The 22,354-nt window shown below is 66.4% G+C and carries 22 protein-coding genes, 1 tRNA gene and 3 pseudogenes; 10 read left to right on the top strand and 16 right to left on the bottom strand.

Going from position 1 to position 22,354, the window contains the following annotated elements; translation table 11 throughout:
* Positions 1-25 precede the first annotated feature (25 nt).
* The 6 genes and pseudogenes from O159_RS00245 to O159_RS00230 all read right to left on the bottom strand — a co-directional run bounded on the left by O159_RS00245 (position 26) and on the right by O159_RS00230 (position 4,591).
* Positions 26-862 (bottom strand): annotated as a pseudogene (locus O159_RS00245) (carbohydrate ABC transporter permease).
* Entirely contained in the window at positions 859-1,575 is a 717-nt protein-coding gene (locus O159_RS00240) for a carbohydrate ABC transporter permease (protein WP_021753774.1), read from the bottom strand. The pseudogene O159_RS00245 and the gene O159_RS00240 overlap by 4 nt, the downstream one beginning before the upstream one ends.
* Positions 1,518-1,838, bottom strand: coding sequence for a hypothetical protein (locus O159_RS16655; protein WP_407929751.1), 321 nt, complete (start codon positions 1,836-1,838; stop codon positions 1,518-1,520). The genes O159_RS00240 and O159_RS16655 overlap by 58 nt, the downstream gene beginning before the upstream one ends.
* A 2-nt stretch (positions 1,839-1,840) precedes the next feature.
* On the bottom strand, positions 1,841-2,014 hold the full coding sequence (locus tag O159_RS16385) for a hypothetical protein (RefSeq protein ID WP_330216828.1): 174 nt from the start codon (positions 2,012-2,014) through the stop codon (positions 1,841-1,843).
* Positions 2,011-3,198 (bottom strand): extracellular solute-binding protein, encoded by a 1,188-nt coding sequence (locus O159_RS00235; RefSeq protein ID WP_330216827.1) that lies wholly within the window; start codon positions 3,196-3,198, stop codon positions 2,011-2,013. The genes O159_RS16385 and O159_RS00235 overlap by 4 nt, the downstream gene beginning before the upstream one ends.
* Before the next feature lie 154 nt (positions 3,199-3,352).
* Positions 3,353-4,591: an ROK family protein gene (locus O159_RS00230; RefSeq protein WP_021753773.1), complete on the bottom strand. Its 1,239-nt coding sequence runs from the start codon at positions 4,589-4,591 to the stop codon at positions 3,353-3,355.
* Between the two features lie 109 nt (positions 4,592-4,700).
* Here O159_RS00230 and O159_RS00225 point away from each other — a divergent pair, with 109 nt between their 5' ends.
* From O159_RS00225 to O159_RS00215, 3 genes are all read left to right on the top strand, one after another.
* A complete protein-coding gene (locus O159_RS00225; protein WP_021753772.1) occupies positions 4,701-5,105 on the top strand; it encodes a copper resistance CopC family protein in 405 nt (134 codons plus the stop codon).
* An 85-nt stretch (positions 5,106-5,190) separates the two neighbouring features.
* A complete protein-coding gene (locus O159_RS00220) occupies positions 5,191-6,372 on the top strand; it encodes a MarP family serine protease (protein WP_021753771.1) in 1,182 nt (393 codons plus the stop codon).
* Between the two features lie 125 nt (positions 6,373-6,497).
* The gene (locus O159_RS00215; RefSeq protein WP_043993392.1) at positions 6,498-6,992 is read left to right on the top strand and encodes a DUF6328 family protein; all 495 of its coding nucleotides are present in this window, start codon (positions 6,498-6,500) and stop codon (positions 6,990-6,992) included.
* Positions 6,993-7,205: 213 nt separating this feature from the next.
* Here O159_RS00215 and O159_RS12960 read toward each other — a convergent pair whose 3' ends face one another.
* Positions 7,206-7,640: a GntR family transcriptional regulator gene (locus O159_RS12960; protein WP_021753769.1), complete on the bottom strand. Its 435-nt coding sequence runs from the start codon at positions 7,638-7,640 to the stop codon at positions 7,206-7,208.
* Positions 7,641-7,785: 145 nt separating this feature from the next.
* On the opposite strand from O159_RS12960, the gene O159_RS00205 reads away from it, so the two are divergent.
* On the top strand, positions 7,786-8,436 hold the full coding sequence (locus O159_RS00205) for a GntR family transcriptional regulator (RefSeq protein WP_021753768.1): 651 nt from the start codon (positions 7,786-7,788) through the stop codon (positions 8,434-8,436).
* 269 nt (positions 8,437-8,705) lie between these two features.
* Here the strand turns inward: O159_RS00205 and O159_RS00200 are convergent, their stop codons facing one another.
* From O159_RS00200 to O159_RS00185, 4 genes are all read right to left on the bottom strand, one after another.
* The gene (locus tag O159_RS00200; RefSeq protein ID WP_021753767.1) at positions 8,706-9,800 is read right to left on the bottom strand and encodes a substrate-binding domain-containing protein; all 1,095 of its coding nucleotides are present in this window, start codon (positions 9,798-9,800) and stop codon (positions 8,706-8,708) included.
* Between the two features lie 44 nt (positions 9,801-9,844).
* The gene (gene mmsB, locus O159_RS00195) at positions 9,845-11,194 is read right to left on the bottom strand and encodes a multiple monosaccharide ABC transporter permease (protein WP_021753766.1); all 1,350 of its coding nucleotides are present in this window, start codon (positions 11,192-11,194) and stop codon (positions 9,845-9,847) included.
* 2 nt (positions 11,195-11,196) lie between these two features.
* A complete protein-coding gene (gene mmsA / locus O159_RS00190; RefSeq protein WP_021753765.1) occupies positions 11,197-12,744 on the bottom strand; it encodes a multiple monosaccharide ABC transporter ATP-binding protein in 1,548 nt (515 codons plus the stop codon).
* Positions 12,745-12,944: 200 nt separating this feature from the next.
* A complete protein-coding gene (locus tag O159_RS00185) occupies positions 12,945-14,135 on the bottom strand; it encodes an ROK family transcriptional regulator (protein ID WP_043993391.1) in 1,191 nt (396 codons plus the stop codon).
* Positions 14,136-14,289: 154 nt separating this feature from the next.
* Between O159_RS00185 and O159_RS00180 the strand changes: the two are divergent.
* Positions 14,290-15,012: pseudogene (locus tag O159_RS00180) on the top strand (shikimate 5-dehydrogenase).
* Here O159_RS00180 and O159_RS16650 read toward each other — a convergent pair.
* From O159_RS16650 to O159_RS16115, 3 genes and pseudogenes are all read right to left on the bottom strand, one after another.
* Positions 14,973-15,089 (bottom strand): annotated as a pseudogene (locus O159_RS16650) (hypothetical protein); the annotation flags it as partial. The pseudogenes O159_RS00180 and O159_RS16650 sit on opposite strands and share 40 nt — an antisense overlap.
* Before the next feature lie 142 nt (positions 15,090-15,231).
* The gene (locus tag O159_RS00175) at positions 15,232-16,104 is read right to left on the bottom strand and encodes a glycoside hydrolase family 10 protein (protein WP_269078396.1); all 873 of its coding nucleotides are present in this window, start codon (positions 16,102-16,104) and stop codon (positions 15,232-15,234) included.
* The gene (locus O159_RS16115; RefSeq protein WP_144267484.1) at positions 15,998-16,978 is read right to left on the bottom strand and encodes a glycoside hydrolase family 10 protein; all 981 of its coding nucleotides are present in this window, start codon (positions 16,976-16,978) and stop codon (positions 15,998-16,000) included. The genes O159_RS00175 and O159_RS16115 overlap by 107 nt, the downstream gene beginning before the upstream one ends.
* 74 nt (positions 16,979-17,052) lie before the next feature.
* On the opposite strand from O159_RS16115, the gene O159_RS00165 reads away from it, so the two are divergent.
* Positions 17,053-17,490, top strand: a complete 438-nt coding sequence (locus tag O159_RS00165; RefSeq protein ID WP_081689908.1) for a MarR family winged helix-turn-helix transcriptional regulator — start codon at positions 17,053-17,055, stop codon at positions 17,488-17,490.
* Between the two features lie 18 nt (positions 17,491-17,508).
* On the opposite strand, the gene O159_RS00160 is transcribed toward O159_RS00165, so the two are convergent.
* Positions 17,509-17,724, bottom strand: coding sequence for a hypothetical protein (locus O159_RS00160; protein ID WP_021753761.1), 216 nt, complete (start codon positions 17,722-17,724; stop codon positions 17,509-17,511).
* 497 nt (positions 17,725-18,221) lie between these two features.
* A tRNA-Leu gene (locus O159_RS00155) sits at positions 18,222-18,305 on the bottom strand.
* Positions 18,306-18,457: 152 nt separating this feature from the next.
* On the opposite strand from O159_RS00155, the gene O159_RS00150 reads away from it, so the two are divergent.
* The 4 genes from O159_RS00150 to O159_RS00135 are packed head-to-tail and all read left to right on the top strand — an operon-like array spanning position 18,458 to position 22,354.
* Positions 18,458-19,174 (top strand): FhaA domain-containing protein, encoded by a 717-nt coding sequence (locus O159_RS00150; protein WP_021753760.1) that lies wholly within the window; start codon positions 18,458-18,460, stop codon positions 19,172-19,174.
* Entirely contained in the window at positions 19,171-19,725 is a 555-nt protein-coding gene (locus O159_RS00145) for an FHA domain-containing protein FhaB/FipA (protein ID WP_021753759.1), read from the top strand. Before O159_RS00150 ends, O159_RS00145 begins: the two co-directional genes overlap by 4 nt.
* Before the next feature lie 3 nt (positions 19,726-19,728).
* Positions 19,729-20,973 carry a PP2C family protein-serine/threonine phosphatase gene (locus O159_RS00140; RefSeq protein ID WP_021753758.1) on the top strand — a complete coding sequence of 415 codons (1,245 nt, stop codon included), beginning with the start codon at positions 19,729-19,731 and terminating at the stop codon, positions 20,971-20,973.
* Positions 20,960-22,354: an FtsW/RodA/SpoVE family cell cycle protein gene (locus O159_RS00135; protein ID WP_043993388.1), complete on the top strand. Its 1,395-nt coding sequence runs from the start codon at positions 20,960-20,962 to the stop codon at positions 22,352-22,354. The genes O159_RS00140 and O159_RS00135 overlap by 14 nt, the downstream gene beginning before the upstream one ends.

Genomic DNA, 22,354 nt, shown 5'->3' with positions numbered 1-22,354 from the left:
AGAAGACTCCTTTTCGGGGGAGCGGTCAGCCCTTCACCGCCCCCGCGAGCACGGACGAGCCGCCGAGCGCGCGGGAGACGATGACATAGAGGGCGATGACGGGAACGGAGTAGATGAGCGAATAAGCGGCGAGCTGGCCGTAGGCCACCGCGCCGTACTGGCCGAAGAAGGTGAAGATGCTCACCGCGGCCGGCTGGTTCTCCGGGCTCAGCAACAGCACGAAGGGCACGAAGAAGTTGCCTCACGCCGCCACGAAAACGTAGATGAACACGACGGCGATGCCGGGGCGCACCAGGGGGACGACGACTGTCCACAGCGTCTTCATGCTGGACGCGCCATCCACCCAGGCCGCCTCCTCCAGGGAGATCGGCACCGAGTCGACGAAGTTCTTCGTCATCCAGATCGCTATCGGAAGGGACGAGGCCGCCATGAACAGGATGGTCCCGCCCAGCGAGTCGATCAGGCTGAGCGACACGAAGAGGCTGTAGACCGGCACCATCATCGCCGTGATCGGCAGGCTGGTCCCGAACAGGATGACATAGAGGAACGGGCGGTTGAACCGGGTGGGGTAGCGCGACAGCGGATAGGCCGCGAGGATGGCGACGACCACCGTGGCGATCGCGCACCCCGCGGAGAGCAGGAGGCTGTTCCACAGCGGCAAGAAAGCCAGCTCGGGCGTGAGCACCTTGTGGAAGTTCTCCAGCGTCCACTCTTTCGGCCAGCCGACCGAGAGCGTCGCAGCGCCGTCGAACGAAGCGAGCACGACCCAGACGAGCGGCAGCACGAACACGATGCCGAGGAGCAGGAGCAGGACATTGGCCGTCCACTTCAGGGCGATGCCGTTGGGCGAGGAGAGTTTCACGAGTCCGCCTCCGTCTTGAGCGCACGCACGTACACGATCGCGAAGGCAGCGCCGACGAGCAGCAGGATGGTCGCGATCGCCGTGCCATAGCGGAGCTCGGAGAACTTGAACGCCTTCTGGTAGGCGAGCACCGGCAGGGTCATGCTCTTGTTGCCCGGACCGCCGCCGGTCATCACATAGATGAGCGTGAAGACCGAGAGCGTCTGCAGGGTGATGAGCATCAGGTTGGTCGAGATGCTCCGCCGGATCATCGGCAGCGTGACGAGGAAGAACCGCTTGACGCCGCTCGCTCCGTCGACCTCGGCGGCCTCGGTGATCTCCGGCGGCACCTCCTGCAGCGCCGCTGAGTAGACCAGCATCGAGAACGCGGTCCCGCGCCAGGTGTTCGCCAGGATGATCGAGAGCATCGGGAAGGCGAACAGCCACGACGGCCCGGTGATCCCGAACACGGCGAGGATGGCGTTGAGCGTGCCGTGCTGGCTGAAGAACGCGTAGGACGCGAACGCCGCCACGATCTCCGGCAGCACCCACGCTCCCACGACGAAGGTCGAGACGAGAACGCTCACCCAGCGGCTGCCGGAGCGCATGAGCAGCGCCAGCGCCATCCCCACCACGTTCTGGCCGATGACAGCCGAGCCGAGGAGGAAGACGAGGGTCAGCCAGACCGAGACCGGGAAGTCGGGGCTCTTGAACAGGTCGATGTAGTTCTGCACAGGTCGATGTAGTTCTGCAGCCCCACCCACTCGCTCGACGCGGCCGCGGAGCCGGTGAGCGACATATTCGTGAACGAGCCGTAGAAAGAGAAGAGGATGGGCCCGAGCAGGAAGACCGCCAACAGGCCGATGGCGGGCACCAGGGGGACAGTCCGGGCGTGGGCGCGGCGGGCGTGGGCGCGCGAACGTTCCTTCGACCGCCCGCGCGGCGGCCGGACCGGGTGGGTCCGGCCGCGCGCGGTCGCATCAAGAGTGGGGGTCACGGTTACTGAGCCGCTTTCTCCGTCTTGCCCTCGCCGACGATCCCGACGACGGTGTCGTCGTAGACTTTCGCGGCCTCGGCCGATGAGGACTGCCCGGTCATCACGGACTCCATCGCCACCTGGATGCCGTTCGAGATCTTCGGATAGTCCGGCGTCGCGGGCCGGAACTTCGTCACGGCCACCAGCGAGGAGAAGAACTCGGACGTCGGGTTGGAGTCCTTGTCTTCTGGTCGGCGGCGACATCCTTCCGCACCGGGATGCCGGCCGTGTTGATGTTGTACTCGAGCGACCGTTCTTTGTCGGTGACGAAGGTGATGAACTTCCAGGCCGTGTCCTTCGCCGCGCTCTTGGCGCCCATCGAGAATGTCCAGCCGCCGGAGAGGCTGATCTTGCCCGGGTCCTGCACGTCCATCGTCGGCATGGGCGCCGTGCCCATCACCTTCGACCAGTCCGCCCACGGCGTCGCGCCTGTCGGCAGCCAGGCGTTCGAGGCCCACGAGCCGTCGAGGTTGATCGCCAGCTTGCCCTGCGGCACGAGCTGGTTGTTGATCGTGTTCTGGTAGTTCGTGTCGCTTGTGATCTCGGGGCCTGGGCCGAGACCGCCCTGGTAGACCTCCTTGATCACGTCCAACGCCTCCGTGAACGCCCTGGAGCCGGTGATCCACTTGCCCGATTTGTCGTCGTAGAGCCCCTTCTCGCTCGCGCCGTACAGCAGCATCTCGAAGCCCTGCATCGAGCTCGCCTCGCCGGCGGCCTTGCCGGAGAAGATATTGAGCGGGATGACGCCCGGGTCTGCCGCCTTGATCTTCTTCGCCGCGCTGAGAACGTCGTCCCAGCTCTTGGGCTCCCACGGCGTCGCGATGCCCGCCTTCTCGAAGATCTGCTTGTTGTACCAGAGCCCGCGGGTGTCGGTCCCGGTGGGGATGCCGTACACCTTGCCGTCGTCGCCCTTGCCGGCGGCCTTCGCGTTGTCGTAGAAGTTCGACCAGTCGGACCATTTGCCGACGTAGGAGTCGAGCGGGGCCAGGTAGCCGGCTTGCGCATCGGCACGGATGAGGAAGGTGTCCTCCGACATGACATCCGGCGCTGTCGCAGCGGCGCGGTTCATCAGCGAGAGTTTGGTGTAATAGTCGTTCTCGGCGGCTTTGATCGGCACAAGGGTGACCTTGGTGCCGGGATTAGCCTTCTCGAACTCCGTTTTGGCCTTGCCCATGAAATTCGCGATGATGTCCGATCCAAAGTCTTGGAACGCGACCTTGATGGTCTTCCCGTCGCCTCCCCCGGAGGAAGGCGAACACCCGGCCAGCGCGACGAGTGCTACGGTGGCGACGGCGGCCGCCAAAAAGCTGTTTCGCTTCATCGATGCTCCTTTGCATACGGTCTCCCGGCGGGACGCCGCAGACACTTCGTAATTTGTAAATCAATTTGATTTAAAGAGCAATGCCCACAATGAAATTCTCACCTCACCCTCGGATGAGGGGGATTTAGAATGCAACATTCTCCCGGCTTTCGACTCACGGGGCGAAGTTCGCATCCAGCACCAGGCAGGCTGCGCCGACGGCCGCGACATCTTCGCCCACGGCGCTGGTGAGGATGGCCGTGGGATGGGTCAGGGTGTCGATGTGCAACTCGGCGAGCCGCTGCGGCAGCTGGTCGAGGTAGCGGCTCTCCACCCGAGCCCAGGAGGGTCCACCGAAGACGACGCGGTCGAGGTCGAGCAGTGCGGTCAGATTGGACAGGTAGAAAGCGGTGCTGCGGATGCTGCGGTCCACGATCTCCGCGGCCTGCCCGTCGCCCGCCTCCGCCGCGGCGGCCAGGCGTGTGAACAGCGCGTCGACGGTCTCGACATCCAGGGGCGCATCCTCCCAGGCTACGATCTCCAGTCCGGGCGGAACGGGCAGGATGCCGGCCCACAGTCCCTGCATCACCAGCCGGTACGGCCGGACGGACTCGCCGTAGCAGCCGCGCCGACCGCACGTGCAGAGCGCGCCGCCGGGGTCGACCAGCGCGTGCCCGACATCGCCCGCGTTATCGGTGAACCCGGTGTAGACGGAGCCGCCGAGCACGAACCCGACCCCGACCCCGACCCCGGTGTCGTAGTACACGAATGCGTAGTCACCGCTGGCCCCAGCAGGGCCGCGCCAGCGCTCAGCGACAGCGGCGCTCGTGACGTCTTTCGCGAGCAGCGCGGGCAGTCCCGTGGCGGCCGTCAGCTCGTCGCGGAGGTGGAAGTCGTTCCAGCCGGGGATGAGCGGCGGGCGAACGACGACGCCCGTCTCGGTGTCGATCGGGCCGGGAGTGGCCACACCGACACCGATCACGCGTCCGGAGTCCACACCCGGGGTCGCCAAGAGAGCGGCGATCGCCTCCGCCGTGGCCGCCAGCGTCGCGACAGCGTCCCCGTCCGGGGGCGACGGGCGGCGCAGGTGGCTCACCACCACGCCTTCCAGATCGAGCAGGACGCAGGTGATCACAGTGGGATCGAGATGCACACCGACCGCGTAGGCCCCGGCCGGGTCCAGACGCAGGATGGTGCGCGGCTTCCCGGGGCTGCCCTCGCTGTGCTTCCCGGCCTCGCGAATGACCCCCTGCGCGAGCAACCGGCGCGTCACATTCGTGACGGTCTGCGCGGAGAGGCCCGTCGCCGCAGCGACTTCGACCCGGCTCAGCCCGTCGGCCGAGCGGCGCACAGCGTCGAGCACGACGGTCTCATTGAACGCGGCGACCGCAGGAAGATTGGCTGCTGTGGGCACAGCACCTCCTTCGTCCGGGAGTTCGGGCGGGCCCGGGCATCCCTCGTAGAATACCTACACAGGGGATGGCCTTCGGGCTCTCTGCGAGTGGATCAACTAGGGTTCTGGCATGAACCGCCGACTCCTCGCCGCCGCGGCCCTCGCGCTCATCGTGCTGCCCGTCACGGGCGCCGCGGCGCACGACTACCTGATCTCCAACGACCCGGCTGCCGATTCGACGGTCACCGCACCGATCGGCTCCGTGACGCTGACCTTCAACGCACCGGTGCTCGACCTCAGCGGCGACGGCACCGGCACCCTGATCACGGTCACCGGGCCGGACAGCGACTCACGGCACTTCGAGACGGGATGCGTGACGGTCTCCGGTTCGACCATCAGCGCACCCGTCTCCCTCGGCAACGGCGGACGGTACACCGTCACCTATCAGGCTGTCTCCTCCGATGGTCACACCGTGTCGGACTCCTACGCCTTCGCCTACCAGCCTCCCGCGGGCGGCACCGCCGAGCGGCGCTGACCCACCCCCGGCAGGGCTTCGGCCTCTGCGCCGCGACCCAGCGCCACCCCAGCGCTCCCCCAGCCTGGTGGGGCAGGGTGAGCCCGTGGAGATCGTGGTGGACGTCGTGCTTCTGGTGCTCGCCGTCCTGGCGATGATCGCCGGTCTGAGCAACGGCGCCATCAAAGCGGCCGGGTCGCTGATCGGTCTCGCGTGCGGTCTCGCGCTCGGCCTGACGCTCGCGCCGACGGTCGTCGGGTGGATGGCCGCATCGGGCCTCACCGGCGTCTCGCAGCGGTCCATCGTGGCGGCCGTCGTCATCCTGGTGTCCGCCACCGTCGTGTACGCGATCGCGACCGCTGCGGCAGCGCTTATCGCCAAACTGCTCCGCCACGGTCCGGTCCGGTGGCTGGACTCGCTGATCGGAGGTGCGCTGGGCGTGCTCACCTGGGCCGTCGCCGTCTGGCTGGTGGCCGGTTTCGCGATGGCGACGAGTCTCGCGACCGTCGTGCAGGCCGCCGGCTCGTCACGGGTGGTCGCGACCCTGAACGGCATCGCCCCGCTGCCGTCCTCGAGCGTGCTCGGCGCGGTGGACGACGCGCTCGCCAGCGCCGGGCTGCCGAAGGTCTTCGAGGACGCCGAGCCGATCAAGAACGTTCAGGCCCCCGGCGATTCCGTCCCGGCAGCCGTCGCCAAGTCGCGGAGCTCTGTCGTGACCGTCCTCGCCTCGAAACCCGCGTGCGGCATCGACTCGGAGGGCAGCGGCTGGGTCGTGCAACCCGGCCGCGTCGTCACCAACGCGCATGTGGTCGCGGGCGCGGCCTCGGTGGTGATCCGCGACGGCGACGACATCGACCGCGCGACGCTGCTGGCTTTCGATCCCGAGCGCGACCTCGCGGTGCTGGGCGTCACCGGCCTCAGCGCACCGCCGCTCGACATCGGCCAGGACCTCGGCGCGGGCGAGGCGGCTTACGCCGCGGGCTACCCGGGCGCCGGACCGTTCGCCATCTCGCCGCAGCGCGTGCGCGACCAGCTCATCGCGCGCGGAACGGACATCTACCAGAGCGGAATCGTAGAGCGCGAGATCTACTCGCTCCGCGGCTCGGTCCGTCCCGGGAACTCCGGCGGGCCCCTGCTCGATTCCGCCGGTGACGTGGTCGGCGTCGTTTTCGCCCGCTCGACCGTGGACCCGGAGACCGGGTACGCCCTCACGCTCGACGAGCTGAGGCCCGTCCTCAGCTCCGTCGGCTCGGTCGCGATCAGCTCAGGGGCCTGCTCGGCGGGCTGATCCCGTCACCGGCCGGGGACTGTCGCGTTTCCCCGGACTCTCCCTGCTCCGTTGCGCCGCGAGGCTGCGGGAGCGCAGCATAGGACGATGACGCAGCCCCTGTCCGACGCACCCCTGCCGGGGAGATCGAACCCGCCGACGGCCGACCGGAGTCAGCCGCGCAGCGCGCCGACCGCAACTGGAACGAGATCCTGCAGGAACTCCGCGTCACGCAGACCGGCACACAGCTGATCTCGGGCTTCCTTCTCGCGATCGCCTTCCAGTCCCGGTTCGCCCGGCTCAACTCTTTCCAGGTCGGTCTTTACCTGGTGCTCGTCATGCTGGCAGCGGGATGCACCACCCTCGGCCTGGCACCGGTCGCCCTGCACCGCCAGCTGTTCGGCCACCACGAGAAGGCGCGAACGGTCGCGATCGCGAACCAGCTGCTCCGCATCACGCTCGGACTCGTGGCGGTGCTCACCTCGGGCGTCGTGTTCCTCGTGTTCGACATCACCCTCGGTCGCGTCGGGGCGATCGTGGCCGGTTCGGCGGTGTTGGCGCTCCTCGCCTTGATCCTGGTCGTCTTTCCGGCCGCGGTCCACAGCCAGCGACGGCGACGCGAGCGGCGACCGGCGGAGTGAGCAGGTGCTCGGCGTCGACCAGCAGGGACTCAATCGCGCGGATGGCCGCTTTGTCCCGGGAACACAGCGCCCGGGAGAAGTCGAGCACGCGCTCACGCGTGAGCAGCCCCTGCGCAGCCGGGTCGAGCGACAGGTAGCGGATCAGGCGGAGATGAACGGTCTCGACGGTTTCGGCGAGCACCTGGTTGCGGAGCGAGAGAAGCACGACGCTCATCATCCGCTGGAAAGTCTCGACGGGGGGACGTTGAGATCCCATTCCAGCCGGCCCGCGAGCAGGCTCAGTTCCAGTTCGGCATCGTCGCCGGCGGTCTCCAGAGCCTCTGCCACCGCGTCCGGGTAGATCCGGCGGAGAACGGCGATCGCGCCGACGATCTCGGCATCGACCATCGGTGCCACAACCGTGAAACGGTTGGGCGCGGTCTTGATGAGACCGACGACGGCGAGACGGCTGAGCGCCTCGCGAACCGGCGTGCGGGAGACCCGCAGCCACGCGGTGAGCTCGGCGTCTTTGAGCCGCTCCCCCGGCGCGAACGAGCCGTTCATGATGCGCTCCAGCAGCATCTCGAAGACATCGTTGCGCAGCAAGCGGCGGTCGGTCGTCAGAGCAGGCATCGCTGCGGCGAGTGTCGGGTAGTCGTCGAGTGTCATGGGCATTTCTTTCGCACAGCCGAGAATCGTCACCAGATCGAGATCTGAACCAATCTGATCCTAGAAAGTTCTTGATCTAATATATGTTTAGTTTACAGGAGGGTCTTCTCCGTCACAACCCGGATCATTCCGAGGAGGAAACGAAATGCCGATGCCCACCGACCATGTCGCCCGGATCTCTCTTTCGGAGGAAGCGTACGTCCGCATCGAGGCAGCCATCATGGACGGCACGCTCGAACCGGGCGAGCGTCTGCGCAACCCCGACCTCGTCGAGTGGCTCGGCATCTCCCGGACCCCCATCCGTCACGCGCTCGACCGGCTCGCGGAACAGGGCCTCGTGGAGATGGAACGCAACCGTTACACGAACGTCGCACGGTTCGACATCGAGGGGGTCCTCGCAGCGGTCGAGGTCGCGGGCGATCTGTGGGCCGGCGCCGCGCTGCGCGGCATCCCGGACTGGGACGCCGACGCCGACGCGCTCATCGCCGAGATGGAGGCGAACCTGGTGGAGGCCGCGGAGACCGAGGACCTGCTCACCTTCGCCGCCGTGTTCGAGCACCTGGTCGTCGCGTTCGCGCGCATCGAGGGGAACGAGGTGCGGCTACGCGCGCTCACGGTCGTCATCCCACAGGTGCGCCGCGTGGCGCGCAAGCTCCGGGGCAGCCTGGACCCGAACTCGCTGAGGGAATTCACCTCGAAGCTGCGCGTGGCCACCACCGCCCGCGATGGCCGCGCCGCCGGCCTCCTGATCGAGGACTACGTGACCCGGCTGAGCGGCATGCTGCACCGCCTCTGACCGGACAGCCGGTAAGGGCTGTCACGGTGACTTAATCCGTGGCAGCCCGGATGCCGGCCGGCCGGATGGTTCCCTACACTGAAGTAAGACTCGGCCGGGGGGACCGATCCGGGGGATCACAAAGGAGAAGGCCGGAGCGGGTGGGGACACCGCTCCGGCCCTCTCGACGTACGGGCGCGCTCTTTCTAGGAGGACAACGTCTCTTTCCAGGAGAACGAGAGAAGCCGGGCCCGTTGAACGGAGCCCGGCCTCTACCGGTGGATGCCGCCTTATTTGGTCAGCGGCTCCAGAGTCGGGTCGTTGGCGTACGCCTCGGCCGCGTTCTCCTTGGTGACGATGACCGGCTTCAGCAAGTAAGCCGGGACGACCTTGACGCCGTTGTTGTATGACTTGTCGTCGTTCGTCTCGGGCTTCTTGCCCTGCTGCAGCTCGGAGACCATCGCGATGGCCTGCTTGACCAGGTTGCGGGTGTCCTTGTTGATGGTCGAGTACTGTTCGCCCTCCATGATGGACTTGACCGACTCGGCCTCCGAGTCCTGACCGGTGACGACCGGGACCGGCTTGCCAGCGCCCTTCACCGACGTGATGATGGCGCGGGCCAGAGTGTCGTTCGGCGACAGGACGCCGTCGAGCTCGGTGGACGCGTAGTTGGCCGCGAGCAGGTTGTCCATGCGGGTCTGCGCGTTGGCCGGCAGCCAGCCCTGGGTGGCGGTCTGCTTGATGTCGGTCTGCTTGGAGACCACAGTCAGCGTGCCATCGTCGATCTTCGGCTGGAGGATCTTCATGGCGCCGTCGAAGAAGACCTTCGAGTTGGCGTCGTCCGGCGAGCCGGAGAACAGCTCGATGTTGTACTTGGTCTTGTCCGGGAAGCGCTTCTTCATGCCGTCGAGCAGGGCCTGACCCTGCAGCTCGCCGACCTTCTCGTTGTCGTAGGCGACGTAGTAGTCGACGTCTTTCGTGTTGAGGATGAGGCGGTCGTACGCGATGACCATGGCGCCCGCGTCGTGGGCCGCCTTGGCCTGCGCAGCGAGCTGGCCGCCGTCGACGGAGCCGATGATGATGACCTTGGCGCCGTTGGTGATCATCGACTGGATCTGCGACTGCTGATCGGCGACAGCGCCGGACGCGCCGGCGTACTGCACATCGCCCTTGAAGCCCGCGTCCTTGAGGCCGTTGGTGAACAGGTCGCCGGCGAGCACCCAGTTCTCCGACGTCTTGGTCGGGAGGGCGACGCCGATGGTCGCGCCCTTGTCGAAGCCGGACGCCGTGGACGAGCCGGACGAACCATCGCGGCTGGAGCAGCCCGACAGGACGAGCGCAGCGGCAGCGGCAGCGGCCACTGTCGCGAGTGCGATCTTGTGCATTCTCTTCTCTTTCTCTCTGTGGATGTGGTGCAGGGGGAGGTGGATCAGTTCGTGAGCGACCGCGACGATTCTTCGGCGGCGCTGGAGGTCGGGAGGACGGCAGGCTGGTCGATGCCGGCAGCGTCCGTCGCAGACTCGCGCCGATGGCCGCCGCCGAAAAGCCGTCCGATGAGCGACGGACCGCCACGGCGGTTCGAGTAGACGTCGACACCGACCGCGATCAGCAGCACGAGGCCCTTGATGACCTGCACCCAGTCGCTCGTGACGCCGAGCAGCTGGAGGCCGTTGTTCAAGACCGCGATGACCAGACCGCCGACGATGGAACCGGCGACGGTTCCGATGCCGCCGGAGACCGCAGCGCCGCCGATGAACACAGCGGCGATGGCGTCGAGCTCCCAGCCGAGACCGTCCTGCGGGCCGGAGGAGACCGAGCGGGCGACGGCGATCATTCCGGCGAGCGCGGCAAGCACCGACATGTTCATCATCACGAAGAAGTTGACGCGCTTGATCTTCACACCCGACAGTTCCGCAGCGTGCGAGTTGCCGCCGACCGCGTAGATGTGCCGGCCGAAGATCGTGCTGCGCGTGACGAACGAGTAGACGATGATCAGGACGCCCAGGATGATGCCGGAGACCGGGAACGAGGTGCCGACGCGACCTCCCGCGAAGAGGAAGGTGAAGTAGACGACCAGGGCGTCCAGCACGATGACCTTGAACGTGCTCACCCAGAGCGGGGCCTTGTCGGAGCCCATCTTGGTCTGCGTGCGGCGGGTGCGGATCTCAAGCAGCACGATGACGACGGCGATGATCAAGCCGAGCAGCAGCGTGGAGTTGTTGTAGCCGGTATCCGGTCCCCACTCGGGGAGGAAGCCGCCGCCGATGAAGGTGAAACCGTCCGGCACCGGGATGGTGTTCGCGCTGCCGATCAGCTGGTTCAGGCCGCGGAAGATCAGCATGCCGGCCAGCGTCACGATGAACGCGGGCACGCCGACGTAAGCCACCCACCAGCCCTGCCACGCGCCGATGATCACGCCGATGACGAGGCCGAGCAGGATGGCGAGAGGCCACGGTACCTGCCACTCGGTCATCGCCTTGGCCACGACGATGCCGACGACCGCCGCGACCGAGCCCACCGACAGGTCGATGTGCCCGGCGATGATCACCATGACCATGCCGATCGCCAGGATCAGAACGTATGCGTTCTGGTTGACCAGGTTGATGAGGTTGACCGGGTCGAGCGTCTTCCCGTCGGTCAGGATCTGGAAGAGGATGACGATGACGACGAGCGCGCCCAGGATGCCGAACTGCCGTCCGGTCGACTGTCCACCGCCGAACATCTTGCCCAGGTCGCGGATACCGCCCGCCTTCTTCTTCACGGGGATCTGTGTGCTCATGGTTATCGGGTTGCCTTCTTCTTGGCGGATGTCATGCTTTTCAGGAGGGCCTCGGGCGTCGCCTCGAGAATCGGGAGCTCGTCGGTGATCTGCCCCTCGAAGATCGTGTAGATGCGGTCGGAGATTCCGAGCAGCTCGGGAAGTTCGGAAGAGATGACGATGACGCCTTTGCCCTGAGCGGCCAGTTGCTGGATGATCGCGTAGATCTCGTATTTGGCGCCGACGTCGATGCCGCGCGTGGGCTCGTCCAGGATCAGGATGTCCGGGTCGGTGAACATCCACTTGGCCAGGACGACCTTCTGCTGGTTGCCGCCGGAGAGGGTCGCGACGCCGCGATCGACATCCGGTGTTTTGATGCGGAGACTCTTGCGGTACTCCTCCGCGACCGCGTACTCCCGCTGGTCGTCCACGACACCGCGCGTGGCGATCTTCTTGAGCTTCGCGGAGACGATCGACTGTTTGATGTCGTCCAGGAGGTTGAGGCCGAGCACTTTGCGGTCCTCGCTCACGTAGGCGAGACCGTTGTCGATGGCTTCGGAGACGGTGCGAACCTGAATCTGTTTGCCGTCCTTGTAGAGCTCACCGGAGACGAAGGTGCCGTAGGAGCGGCCGAAGACGCTCATCGCGAGTTCAGTGCGACCGGCGCCCATGAGTCCCGCGAAGCCGACGATCTCGCCGCGGCGGACAGTGAAGCTGGAGTTCTTCACGACCAGACGCTCGGGGACCTGGGGATGCTGAACGACCCAGTTGCGGACCTCGAAGAGAACCTCGCCCATGTCGGGGGTGCGGTCCGGGAAGCGGCTCTCGAGCGAGCGGCCGACCATGCCGCGGATGATGCGGTCCTCGTCCACGCCGTCCGCTTTCACGTCGAGGGTCTCGATCGCGCGGCCGTCGCGGATGATCGTGATCTGGTCGGCGACTTTCTCGATCTCGTTGAGCTTGTGGCTGATGATGATGGAGCTGACGCCCTTGTGCTTCAGGCCGACGATCAGGTCGAGCAGGTGAGCCGACTCCGCTTCGTTCAGGGCGGCGGTCGGCTCGTCCAGGATGAGCAGTTTGACGTGCTTGTTGAGCGCCTTGGCGATCTCCACGAGTTGCTGCTTGCCGACGCCGATGTTCTTGATTTGCGTGTCGGGGTCGTCGCTCAGGCCGACGCGGGCGAGCAGTTCGACGGCGCGCGATTTGGCCTCACGCCAGTCGATGACGCCGAAGCGGACCGGCTCGTTGCCGAGGAAGATGTTCTCGGTGATCGAGAGTTCGGGGATCAGCGCGAGCTCCTGGTGGATGATCACGATGCCCTGCTGCTCCGAGGATTTGATGTCCTTGAAGCGCATAATCTCGTTCTGGTAGACGATGTCGCCGCTGTAGGTTCCGAACGGGTAGACGCCGGAGAGGACCTTCATCAGCGTGGACTTGCCCGCACCGTTCTCGCCGCAGATCGCGTGGATCTCTTCGGCGTGGACGGTCAGGGAGACATCATCCAGAGCTTTCACCCCCGGAAATTCCTTGGTGATGGCGCGCATCTGCAGGATCACTGCGTTCGACGGCATCGTCGCTCCTCGATGTAATTCGTTCTTGTTCTGCGCTTTTACATGCATAGATGCGCTTTAGTAGTAAACTAAACATCCGGCCTTATCGTCAAACAGTAGAGACAACGGATCGATAACAACCCGCGCCCTCGCCGAGCCTCAGCCACCCCTCCGCCCGCGCCCGCAGGGAAGGCATTCGGCCCCACCCGCCTCCGCGGCCGTCACGGAGTGTCGACGAGGGCGCCCTGGATGACGAGGGCGGCGGCCCCGAGGGACTCCGCGCGGTCGCCGAGAGAGGAGATCCGGAGCTGCGTAGTGCTGGCGATGACGGGGAAGGCGTTGTGCTTGCTGCCGCGGCGGATGGGTTCGAGGAGGGCTTCTCCGAGTCCGACCAAGGGCCCGCCGATGAGGATGAGTTCGGGATTGATCATGTTGGACACATTGCCGATCGCCTTGCCGATCGCGATACCGGCGTCCCCGACGACCCGGAGCACCGCCGGGTCCCGCTCGAGGCCACGACGCAGAATGTCAGCGGTGCTGACCGGCGCGCCGAGGCCACGGCTCAGCGACTCGATCATCACCGTCGTGGAGGCGATCGTCTCCAGGCAGCCGCGGTTGCCGCACCGGCAGATGAGACCCTGCTCGACGACGGGGGTGTGGCCGAGCTCCCCCGTGATTCCGAGAAAACCGTAGTATGGCGTCCCGTTCAGGATGAGGCCGGCACCGATGCCCGAGCCGATCTTCACGAAAACGAGATTGCGGACGCCGCGGTTCGCACCCCAGGTGACTTCGGCGAGCGCACCCAAGTTCGCGTCGTTGTCCACGACGACGGGGAAGCGAAGGACGTCTTCGAGGTCCCGGCGGTTCACGCCGACCCACTCGGGGAGGATCGCGCCCTGCAGCACGGTCCCGGTTCGGCGGTCGATCGGACCAGGGATGCCGACGCCGACCGCGAGGACGGACTGACGATCGTGACACCCGTCGGCGAGCATCCGGTCGAGGAGCCGGGCCGCTTCGGCGAGGGCCCAGCCGACGTCGTAGCCAAGCGGGAGCGCCAGCGCCTCTTCCGCGAGGACCTTGTAGCCGAGGGTGCAGAGGGCGATGCGGACGTGCCGGCGGCCGAAGTCGATGCCGACCGCGATATCGCCGGTGTCGGTCAGCTGCACGAGCAGCGCCCGGCGGCCAGAGGAGGTGACCGGCGAGGTGCCGACGACGCCTTTCGCAACCAAGTCGCGGACGATGTTCGAGACAGTAGCGGTGGACAGGCCCGTCCCGCGCGCCAGCTCTGCCTGGGTGAAGGGGCCATTGGACAGGAGGAACTCGACGAGCCGCTCCTGGTTCAAGTGCCTCAGCGCGCCCTGCGACCCGGGATTGCGTGCGCCACGCGGGAGAAACCCCTGAGTGGCAGTCATAAGATCAAGAGTGAGCCATGCCCCCAGCTGTCGTCAAGCTGTGAACGCAACCGGTCGCACTCCGCGCTGTCCCTGAATCGTCGAAAGACAGTGCTTTCACTGCGCGTTTTCGCCGGGCCGAGCCGAGCGGGCGAGCGCCTGCGAGAATATCGGCATGCCCATCCTGAACTAAGGACATGCAGGTCTGCATCTCTCTCCGGACGTCCCAGCAACATCGGCACACGGTTCCACAATTTCCTGTACGACGAGTTGGGCCTCAACATCGTCTACAAGGCGTTCACGACCGACGACCTCGAAGGCGCCGTCCGCGCTCGAAATCGAGTCGGTCAACACCGTCCTCAACGAGGACGGCCTGCTCTCGGCCTCCAACACCGACTACGAAGCGGTCGCGCAACTGCTGGCCGAGCACCGCGTGGACACTGCCAAGCGCGTGCTCGTCCGCGGCTCCGGCGGCATGGCCAAAGCAGTCGTCGCGGCCTTCCGCGGGAGCGGCTTCGACGATCTGACCGTCTTCGCCCGGAACGAGCAGGCCGGGCTGGCTCTGGCCAGCAGGTACGGCTACCGCTGGGTGGCGGGGGAACCAGCCGCCGAGTTCGATGTCATCGTGAACGTCACACCGCTCGGGATGCGCGGTGCCGACGAAGACGCCGTCGCTTTCAGCGAGACGCACATCCGGCGCGCCGATACCGTGTTCGACGTCGTCGCCTTCCCCGCGGAGACACCTCTGATCACAGCGAGCCGCACCGACGGCAAGTCGCTGATCACAGGAGCGGAAGTGATCGCGTTGCAGGCGGCGCGGCAGTTCGAGCGCTATACCGGCGTCACGTTGACGCCCGATCAGATCGTTCGCGCCTCCGAGTTCTCGCGCGCCGAGTAGCGGCGGCGCAGCAGAGCCACTCCCCCGGCGGTCAGCAGAACCGCCGCGATCAGCATGCTCGGCACGACATCGGAGCCCGTTTCGGCAAGGTTTCCGGTGCGTCCCGCCGCGCTCGTGACGGCGGAGTTCTGCGAGTCCCCGTCGTGGCCGGGGGCTCGATCGTCTCGGGGGCCGGGGGCGTGACGACCTCGGCGGCCGGCGAGACACGAGCTGTCTCATTCATCGCATGGTCGAGCGCGGCGACGGAGACCGTGCCAGCGGAGCGTGCGCCGCCCAGCTCGAACGAGTAGTCCGCGTCGCCGTTCGTGTAGACGAGACACGCTGAAGCAGACCGTCCCGGTACACGGCGAACGCGCGCGTCACACCCGTCGACCCGTCGCTCCAGCTCACCACACTGCCGTTCAACGCGACACCGGTCGGCGCCTTGAGTCCGGCGTCCGCCTTGGTCGGATCGGCCGGCGTCAGGGCGCGCTGAGCGTACATCTCACCGAAGATCCGCTCGATCGAACGGTTCTTGGCCTCCATGGATGTGAGAGCGGTCCCGGTGAGGCCCGCGGTCGACCCCGGCACGATGTCGCGGTAGCTGAACATCACGGAACCGCTGACGTTCTTCAGAGTCTGGTTGAAGAGAAGCTGGTTCGGGACCTCGTCCGGGTTGGTCCAAGCGACCTCCTTGGGCCCGAACAGCGTGTACTTGTAGTTCGCTTGACCGATGTAGAGCCGCACATTCGTGCCCTCGACGGCGTTGTTCCACCAGCGCGCGATCTCACCGTACGGCGCCGCGGGCTGGTCGAAGCTCCAGTAGATCTGCGGAACGATGTAGTCGAGGATGCCGGCCTTCACCCAGCCGAGAGTGTCCGCGTAGACCTGCTTCGAGTACGTGGACGACGAGCTCGTGGGTGTGTCCGAGCCGCGCGGGTCGTGCGCTTTGTGCTCCCAGATCCCGAACGGGCTCACACCGAACTGGACGGCTTTGCCGGTCGCCTCATTGTGCTCGCCGAGCGTGCGGTGGATGCCGGAGACGAGGCTCGTGATGTTGTCGCGCCGCCACTGCGCGATGCTCTCGGGCGTGTCGGGGTAGCCGGCGGGGATGCCGTACTTCTCGAAGGTGGCGCGGTCCTCGCCGAGGTCGCCGTAGTAGGTCGCGTCGCGATAGGGTATAGAAGTAGTCGTCGATGTGGATGGCATCGATGTCGTAGTTCTCAGCCAGCTCGCGCACCGTCGCGATGACATGCTGCTGCGCTTCCGGCTCGCCGGGGTCGAGGAAGAGCGTTCCGGCGAACAGCTGCACCAGTTCGGGGTTCTTCACGGCGAAGTTGTCGCGCGCCAGCAGCCCCGCGTCGGCGAACGCGGCGATGGCCTCGCTCGCGGAGAGAGACGCTGCTTGCGCCTCGGTCAGGCCAAGCTGGGCCGCAGCCGATTTCACCGAAACGGTGGTCACGTGGTAAGGGTTGAGCCAGGCGTGATACTCCATGCCGCACGCGTGGGTCTGCTCGACCATCCATTCGAGCGGATCATAGCCCGGGTCGACGCCCTGCTTGCCGCTGAGGAACTGCGACCACGGCCTCAGCTCCGAGCGGTACCAGGCGTCCAGAGCGGGGCTCACCTGGAAGATCATCGCGTTGAGGCCGTCGTTCTCAAAACGATCCAGGATGCCCTGGTAGTTCGTTTTGAAATCGGACTCGCTCTTCGGCAGGGGCACGTTCAGCTGGTTGACCGTGGCCACCCACGACGAACGGAAATCGCGTTCCTTCGATGTGTACTCCGTCGGAATCTGAATCTGTTCCTTGGAGTCCTTGGTGTAGTACACGGGCTGTGCAGGGTCGTAGCCGTAGCCGTCTGCGGTCTTGACCCATTTGGTGAAGCCGGTCGTCGCAGGATCGGCCGAGGCGGGAATGGCCGACGCAATGAGGATGAGCCCGGTTGCGACGGCAAGGGATGAAAATGACTTCCATGTCAAATGCATAATGTGAAACTATCATTCATATCGCTTGGGCAGCAAACAAACCCGCACGTACGCGGCGGCGTAGGATGGCTGTCGTGTCCGATGACCTGCTCGCCCTGGAGAACCAAGTCTGTTTCGGTCTCGCCGTGGCCACACGCAGCGTCATCGCGCTCTACCGTCCGATGCTGGCGCCACTCTCTCTGACACACCCGCAGTACCTCGTCATGCTCGCTCTGTGGGAGCGCGATCCGCGCTCGGTCAAGGACCTCAGCGCCACTCTCCAGCTGGAACCCGCGACACTCTCCCCCCTTCTGAAGCGCCTGGAATCCACCGGCTACATTGTGCGCAAGCGCAGAGTGAGCGATGAGCGGACACTCGACGTGACACTCACGCCCGAGGGACGCGCATTGCGAGCCGAAGCGAAGACGATCCCGCCGCGCATCGTGGAACGCCTGAGGCTTCCGATGAGCGAGCTGGAATCGCTCCGAGAGGGTCTGAACGCCCTCGTCGCGGCCGCGGTGCGCGCCGACTGATCGCTCGCCTCCCCGCCCTCAGGCTGCGGGACACACCAGCCGGGTCGCGTCGCGCTGGCCGCCCGGGCGCAAAACCGTGTGCTCCGACATCGGGTTGCCGCACATCGGGTATGGGGATGCCACCGATCGCACGTCCGGCCCCTCGGGCCGGCCCGCCCCGAGCTGAGCCGGCCCGGCGATGCGGATGAGCTTCTCATTCCACCGCGCGTACCAGGCCGCGAACCGTCCGCTCATGGTCGCCCCTATTCGTTAGTGTACTAACGAATCTAGCGCAGCGCGCCCGAGCCCGGCTCATCCCCACGGATGACGCGATCCCCGCCTGTAGCCCGATGTCCGGCGAAGCGCCGTCCGATGGACTGGGCATGTCGGCCAGACAGTAAAGGGGTGAAACGATGACCACGCTGGATCACATGCTTCCGCTCACGGGGGCGGCGGAAGGCTCGGGCGCGAGAGGTACTCGCGGTCCTGCGGGAGAAGACCCTCGGGAACGCTTATCTGCGGCTGTTCGCGGCACTCATCGTCATCGCGGCCGGCGCCGCACTGCTCACGGCGGGGATCGGCGGCCTGCTGGACCTGGTCGTTCCGCTGGTCTTCGCCGACGAGCTGCGTGCGCTGGCCGCGCTCTTCTAGCTGCCGATTCTCGCACCGATCGTTTCCCCACCGCGATCGCCCCTTACTCGGGGCCGAAACGAAGAAGACCCCCGATCATCTCGGGGGTCTTCCGCTTTCCGTGCGCGAGGGGGGACTTGAACCCCCACGCCCTCGCGGGCACTGGCACCTGAAGCCAGCGCGTCTGCCAATTCCGCCACTCGCGCGAACCAGGAGACTGTAACACGGTGAGGTCTCCGACTACGAATCGCGATCCCCCTCTGCGAAGCATCTTCCGTCAATAGCCAGCCGGGATGAGGTGCCTTTCCATTCGTTCCGACTAACATGCATGTAGCTGGCAAGCCGGGAGCGGGAGACTGTGGGCATACTGGACAACTTCGAGCGGGGGCTTGAGCGCGCCGTCAATGGCGCGTTCGCGAAGACATTCCGCTCTGGGCTGCAGCCGGTGGAGCTCACCAGCGCGCTCCGCAAGGAGCTGGACACCCGGGCCGCTGTGGTCTCCCGCGATCGGGTGCTCGCACCCAACCGGTTCGTGCTCAGAATGTCGCCCGCCGATCACAAGCGGATGCGCTCGATGGGCATTGCGCTGACCGACGAGCTGGTCTCGTTCGCGCAGAAGCACGCCGCCGCCCAGCGCTACCAGTTTGCCGGGGGGCTCTCGATCGAGCTGCGGGAGGATCCGGACATCGCAGTCGGGATGCTGGAAGTCGACTCTGAGAATGTCAAGAGCGAAATCGCCTGGACACCCGTGCTGGATGTGAACGGCCGACACTACCCGCTGACACACGCCCGCACGGTGGTCGGCCGCGGCAGCGAAGCCGACATCACGGTCGACGACACTAGCATCTCCCGCAAACACGTCATGATCACCTGGGATGGCAACCGCGCCCAGGTGGAGGATCTCGGTTCCACGAACGGCTCGAAACTGAACGGGGAGCCGGTCGGGAAGGCCATCCTCGACCCCGACTCGGTCATCGCCATCGGCCGGACCCGGATCGTGTTCCGCGTGCTGCCGCAGGCCGCGCCCGCAAGCAGCGGCGGCGCTGCCCGCGACAACTTCTGGGGGCCATCGTGAACCCGTCCGAGCTCACCCTCCTCGTGCTCCGGTTCGGCTTTCTGCTGCTGCTCTGGCTGTGCGTCTTCGGCATCGTCTACGCACTGCGCACCGACCTGTTCGGCCAGCGCGTTCGGAAGCTCCCCGAGGCGCAGGCGGCGTTCCCCGCTGCGGCGCCCGCCGGCGTGGCCGAACCCACCGGGCCGGTCCTGCAGCACGCGCCCGTCTCCACTCTTCCCGCCGGCGCCAACACGGCGGGCGGCACGAAAGCGAGCGTTCAGACCGCCCACCGGCTCGTGATCTCCTCGGGCCCGCGCGCGGGCACCGAGCTCGCCCTCGGCCGCGATCCGATCACCATCGGCCGCTCGAACGAGTCCGGTCTCGTGATCCGAGACGACTACACCTCGACCCACCACTCCCGCCTGCTGTTGTGGAACGACGAGTGGATGATCCAGGACCTCGACTCCACCAACGGCACATTCCTCGACGGCCGCCGCGTGACCGTCCCGACCCAGGTCCCGCTCGACACCCCGATCAAGATCGGGACGACCACATTCGAGCTGCGACGGTAGGCCGTGGCTGCGAACAGGGCAGCGGCTGTCTCCCACGTCGGGAAGATCCGCTCGAACAACCAGGATTCCGGCTATGCGGGGCGGGACCTCTTCGTCGTCGCCGACGGGATGGGCGGCCACGCCGGCGGCGATGTCGCCAGCGCGATCGCGGTCGGCCGCATCCGCGAGGCCGACAGGGACTACGCGAGCGCGTCGGAGGCGGAGTTCGCGCTGCAATCCGCGCTGATCGCCGCGAACTCGCTCCTCGCCGAGACCGTGTTCGAACACCCCGAGCTGACCGGGATGGGCACGACGGTGAGCGCGATGATCCGTGTCGGCGACCAGATCGCGCTCGCGCACATCGGCGATTCCCGCATCTATCTCTTCCGCGCGGGAGAGCTCAAGCAGGTCTCCACCGACCACACGTTCGTGCAGCGTCTCGTAGACAGCGGCCGCATCACCGAAGAGGAGGCGATGGTCCATCCTCGCCGTTCCGTTCTGATGCGCGTGCTCGGCGATGTGGACGCCTCTCCCGAGATCGACACCTGGACTCTGGAGACGCAACCCGGCGATCGATGGCTGATCTGCTCCGATGGGCTCAGCGGCGTCGTCAAGCACGACGACCTCCAAGCGGCACTCGCCGCCAAAGACGGCCCGAAGCAGGTGGCCGACAAGCTCCTGAAGCAGAGCCTGGACGCCGGCGCCCCCGACAATGTCACCGCCGTCGTCCTCGACATCGGCGATGTCTCCCGCGGGGATGTCGTGAAGGACCCGATCACCGTGGGTTCCGCCGCCGCGCCGTTGCAGTTCGGCGAGCCCAGACCGGTCACCCGCGCTTCACGGCTGCCCACCCTGCGCATCCACCCCATCCGCCCGGCCACCGGCCCCACCCACTTCGAGTCGGAATCGGAGGGCTACCTCGACGAACTCATCGAGGAAGACGCCCGCCGCTTCCGCCGGCGGCGGCTGACCTGGAGGATCGGGCTGGCCGCGCTCCTCGTCGCCATCGCTGTCGCCGTGCTCGTCAGCTACCAGTGGACCCAGTCCCGCTATTTCGTCGGTGAGTCGTCCTCGGGCAATGTCGCCATCTTCCAGGGCGTGCAGCAGAACCTCGGCCCGATCGTGCTCTCGCATGTCTACAAGGAATCGGATGTTCCCGTCAGCGACCTCCCCGTCTACGACAAGCAGCTCGTGCAGCAAACCATCAACGCCACCGACCTCGCCGCGGCGCAGACCATCGTGGACAGGCTGAGCGATGTCCGGCAGTAGCGTGGGCGAGCGCCGCCGGGCCAGACCGGACACCGGTCCGGTCAAACGGTTGCGCCTGCCAGCGAAGCAGCGCAACCTGGAACTTTTCCTCCTGATCATCGCCTGTGGAATCAATGCCGCGGCGATCGTGCTGGTCCAGCTCGGCTCACTGGGCCACATCGACCTCACGCTGGTCTACTTCGGCGCCGGCCTGTCCGCGATCGTGATCGGGATGCACATCGCCCTGCGCTTCGTCGCGCCGCAAGCGGACCCGTTCCTCCTCCCGATCGCGTCAGTGCTCACAGGAATCGGTATCGCGGAGATCTACCGCATCGACATCCACTTCAAGGTGACCGGCTGGAACGCGGACGGTATCAAGCAGATCGCCTGGGCCGGGATCGCCATCGTCTGCGCCATCGCAGTCATCGTCGTCATCCGGAACCACCGCGTGCTACAGCGCTACACCTACATCTTCGGATTCGCCGCGCTGGTGCTGCTCCTTCTGCCCATGCTTCCCGGCATCGGCAAGGAGATCTACGGCGCGCGCGTCTGGATCGGGATCGGGCCGTTCAGCTTCCAGCCCGGAGAGATCGCGAAGCTCTGCCTCGCCGTGTTCTTCGCGGGCTACCTCGTGCAGGCACGCGACTCGCTCTCGGCGGTCGGCAAGAAGGCGCTCGGAATCCGCTTCCCGCGCGCCCGAGACCTCGGCCCCATCATGATCGTCTGGCTGATGTCGGTGGCCGTCATCGTCTTCCAGCGCGACCTGGGCACCGGTCTGCTGATCTTCGGCCTCTTCCTCGTGATGCTGTACGTTGCGACCTCGCGGATCAGCTGGGTCCTCCTCGGCCTGCTGCTCATCGTCGGCGGCGCCTTCGTCGCGAGCCAGGTTCTCGTCTACGTCCACGACCGCTTCGAGAACTGGCTGATCCCCTTCTCGCAGCGCGTGTACCAGGAGGACGGCGGTTCGTACCAGCTGGTTCAGGGACTGTTCGGACTGGCGCACGGCGGCCTCATCGGCACTGGACTCGGCCAGGGCCAGCCGTGGGTCACGCCGGTCGCCCGCAGCGACTACATCATCGCGAGCCTCGGCGAGGAGCTCGGCCTGGCCGGTCTCTTCGCCATCTTCGCGCTCTACCTCGTCTTCGTCGCCCGCGGTTTGCGCATCGGGTTCGCCGGACAGGACGATTTCGGCAAGCTCCTCGCCGTCGGGCTCTCTTTCACGGTCGCGCTGCAGTGCTTCATCGTGATCGGCGGCGTGACCCGCGTGATCCCGCTGACCGGTCTGACCACACCGCTCCTGGCGGCGGGCGGCTCCTCGCTCGTCGCGAACTGGATCATCGTCGCTCTGCTTCTGCGGCTCTCCGACACCGTCCGCAACCAACCCCGACTGGTGGTGAGCTGA

It is taken from the genome of Leifsonia xyli subsp. cynodontis DSM 46306 (assembly GCF_000470775.1).
Classification (GTDB): domain Bacteria; phylum Actinomycetota; class Actinomycetes; order Actinomycetales; family Microbacteriaceae; genus Leifsonia; species Leifsonia cynodontis.
The sequence above is the reverse complement of the archived record's forward strand: the minus strand, read 5'-3'. Positions and strand labels throughout refer to the sequence as shown.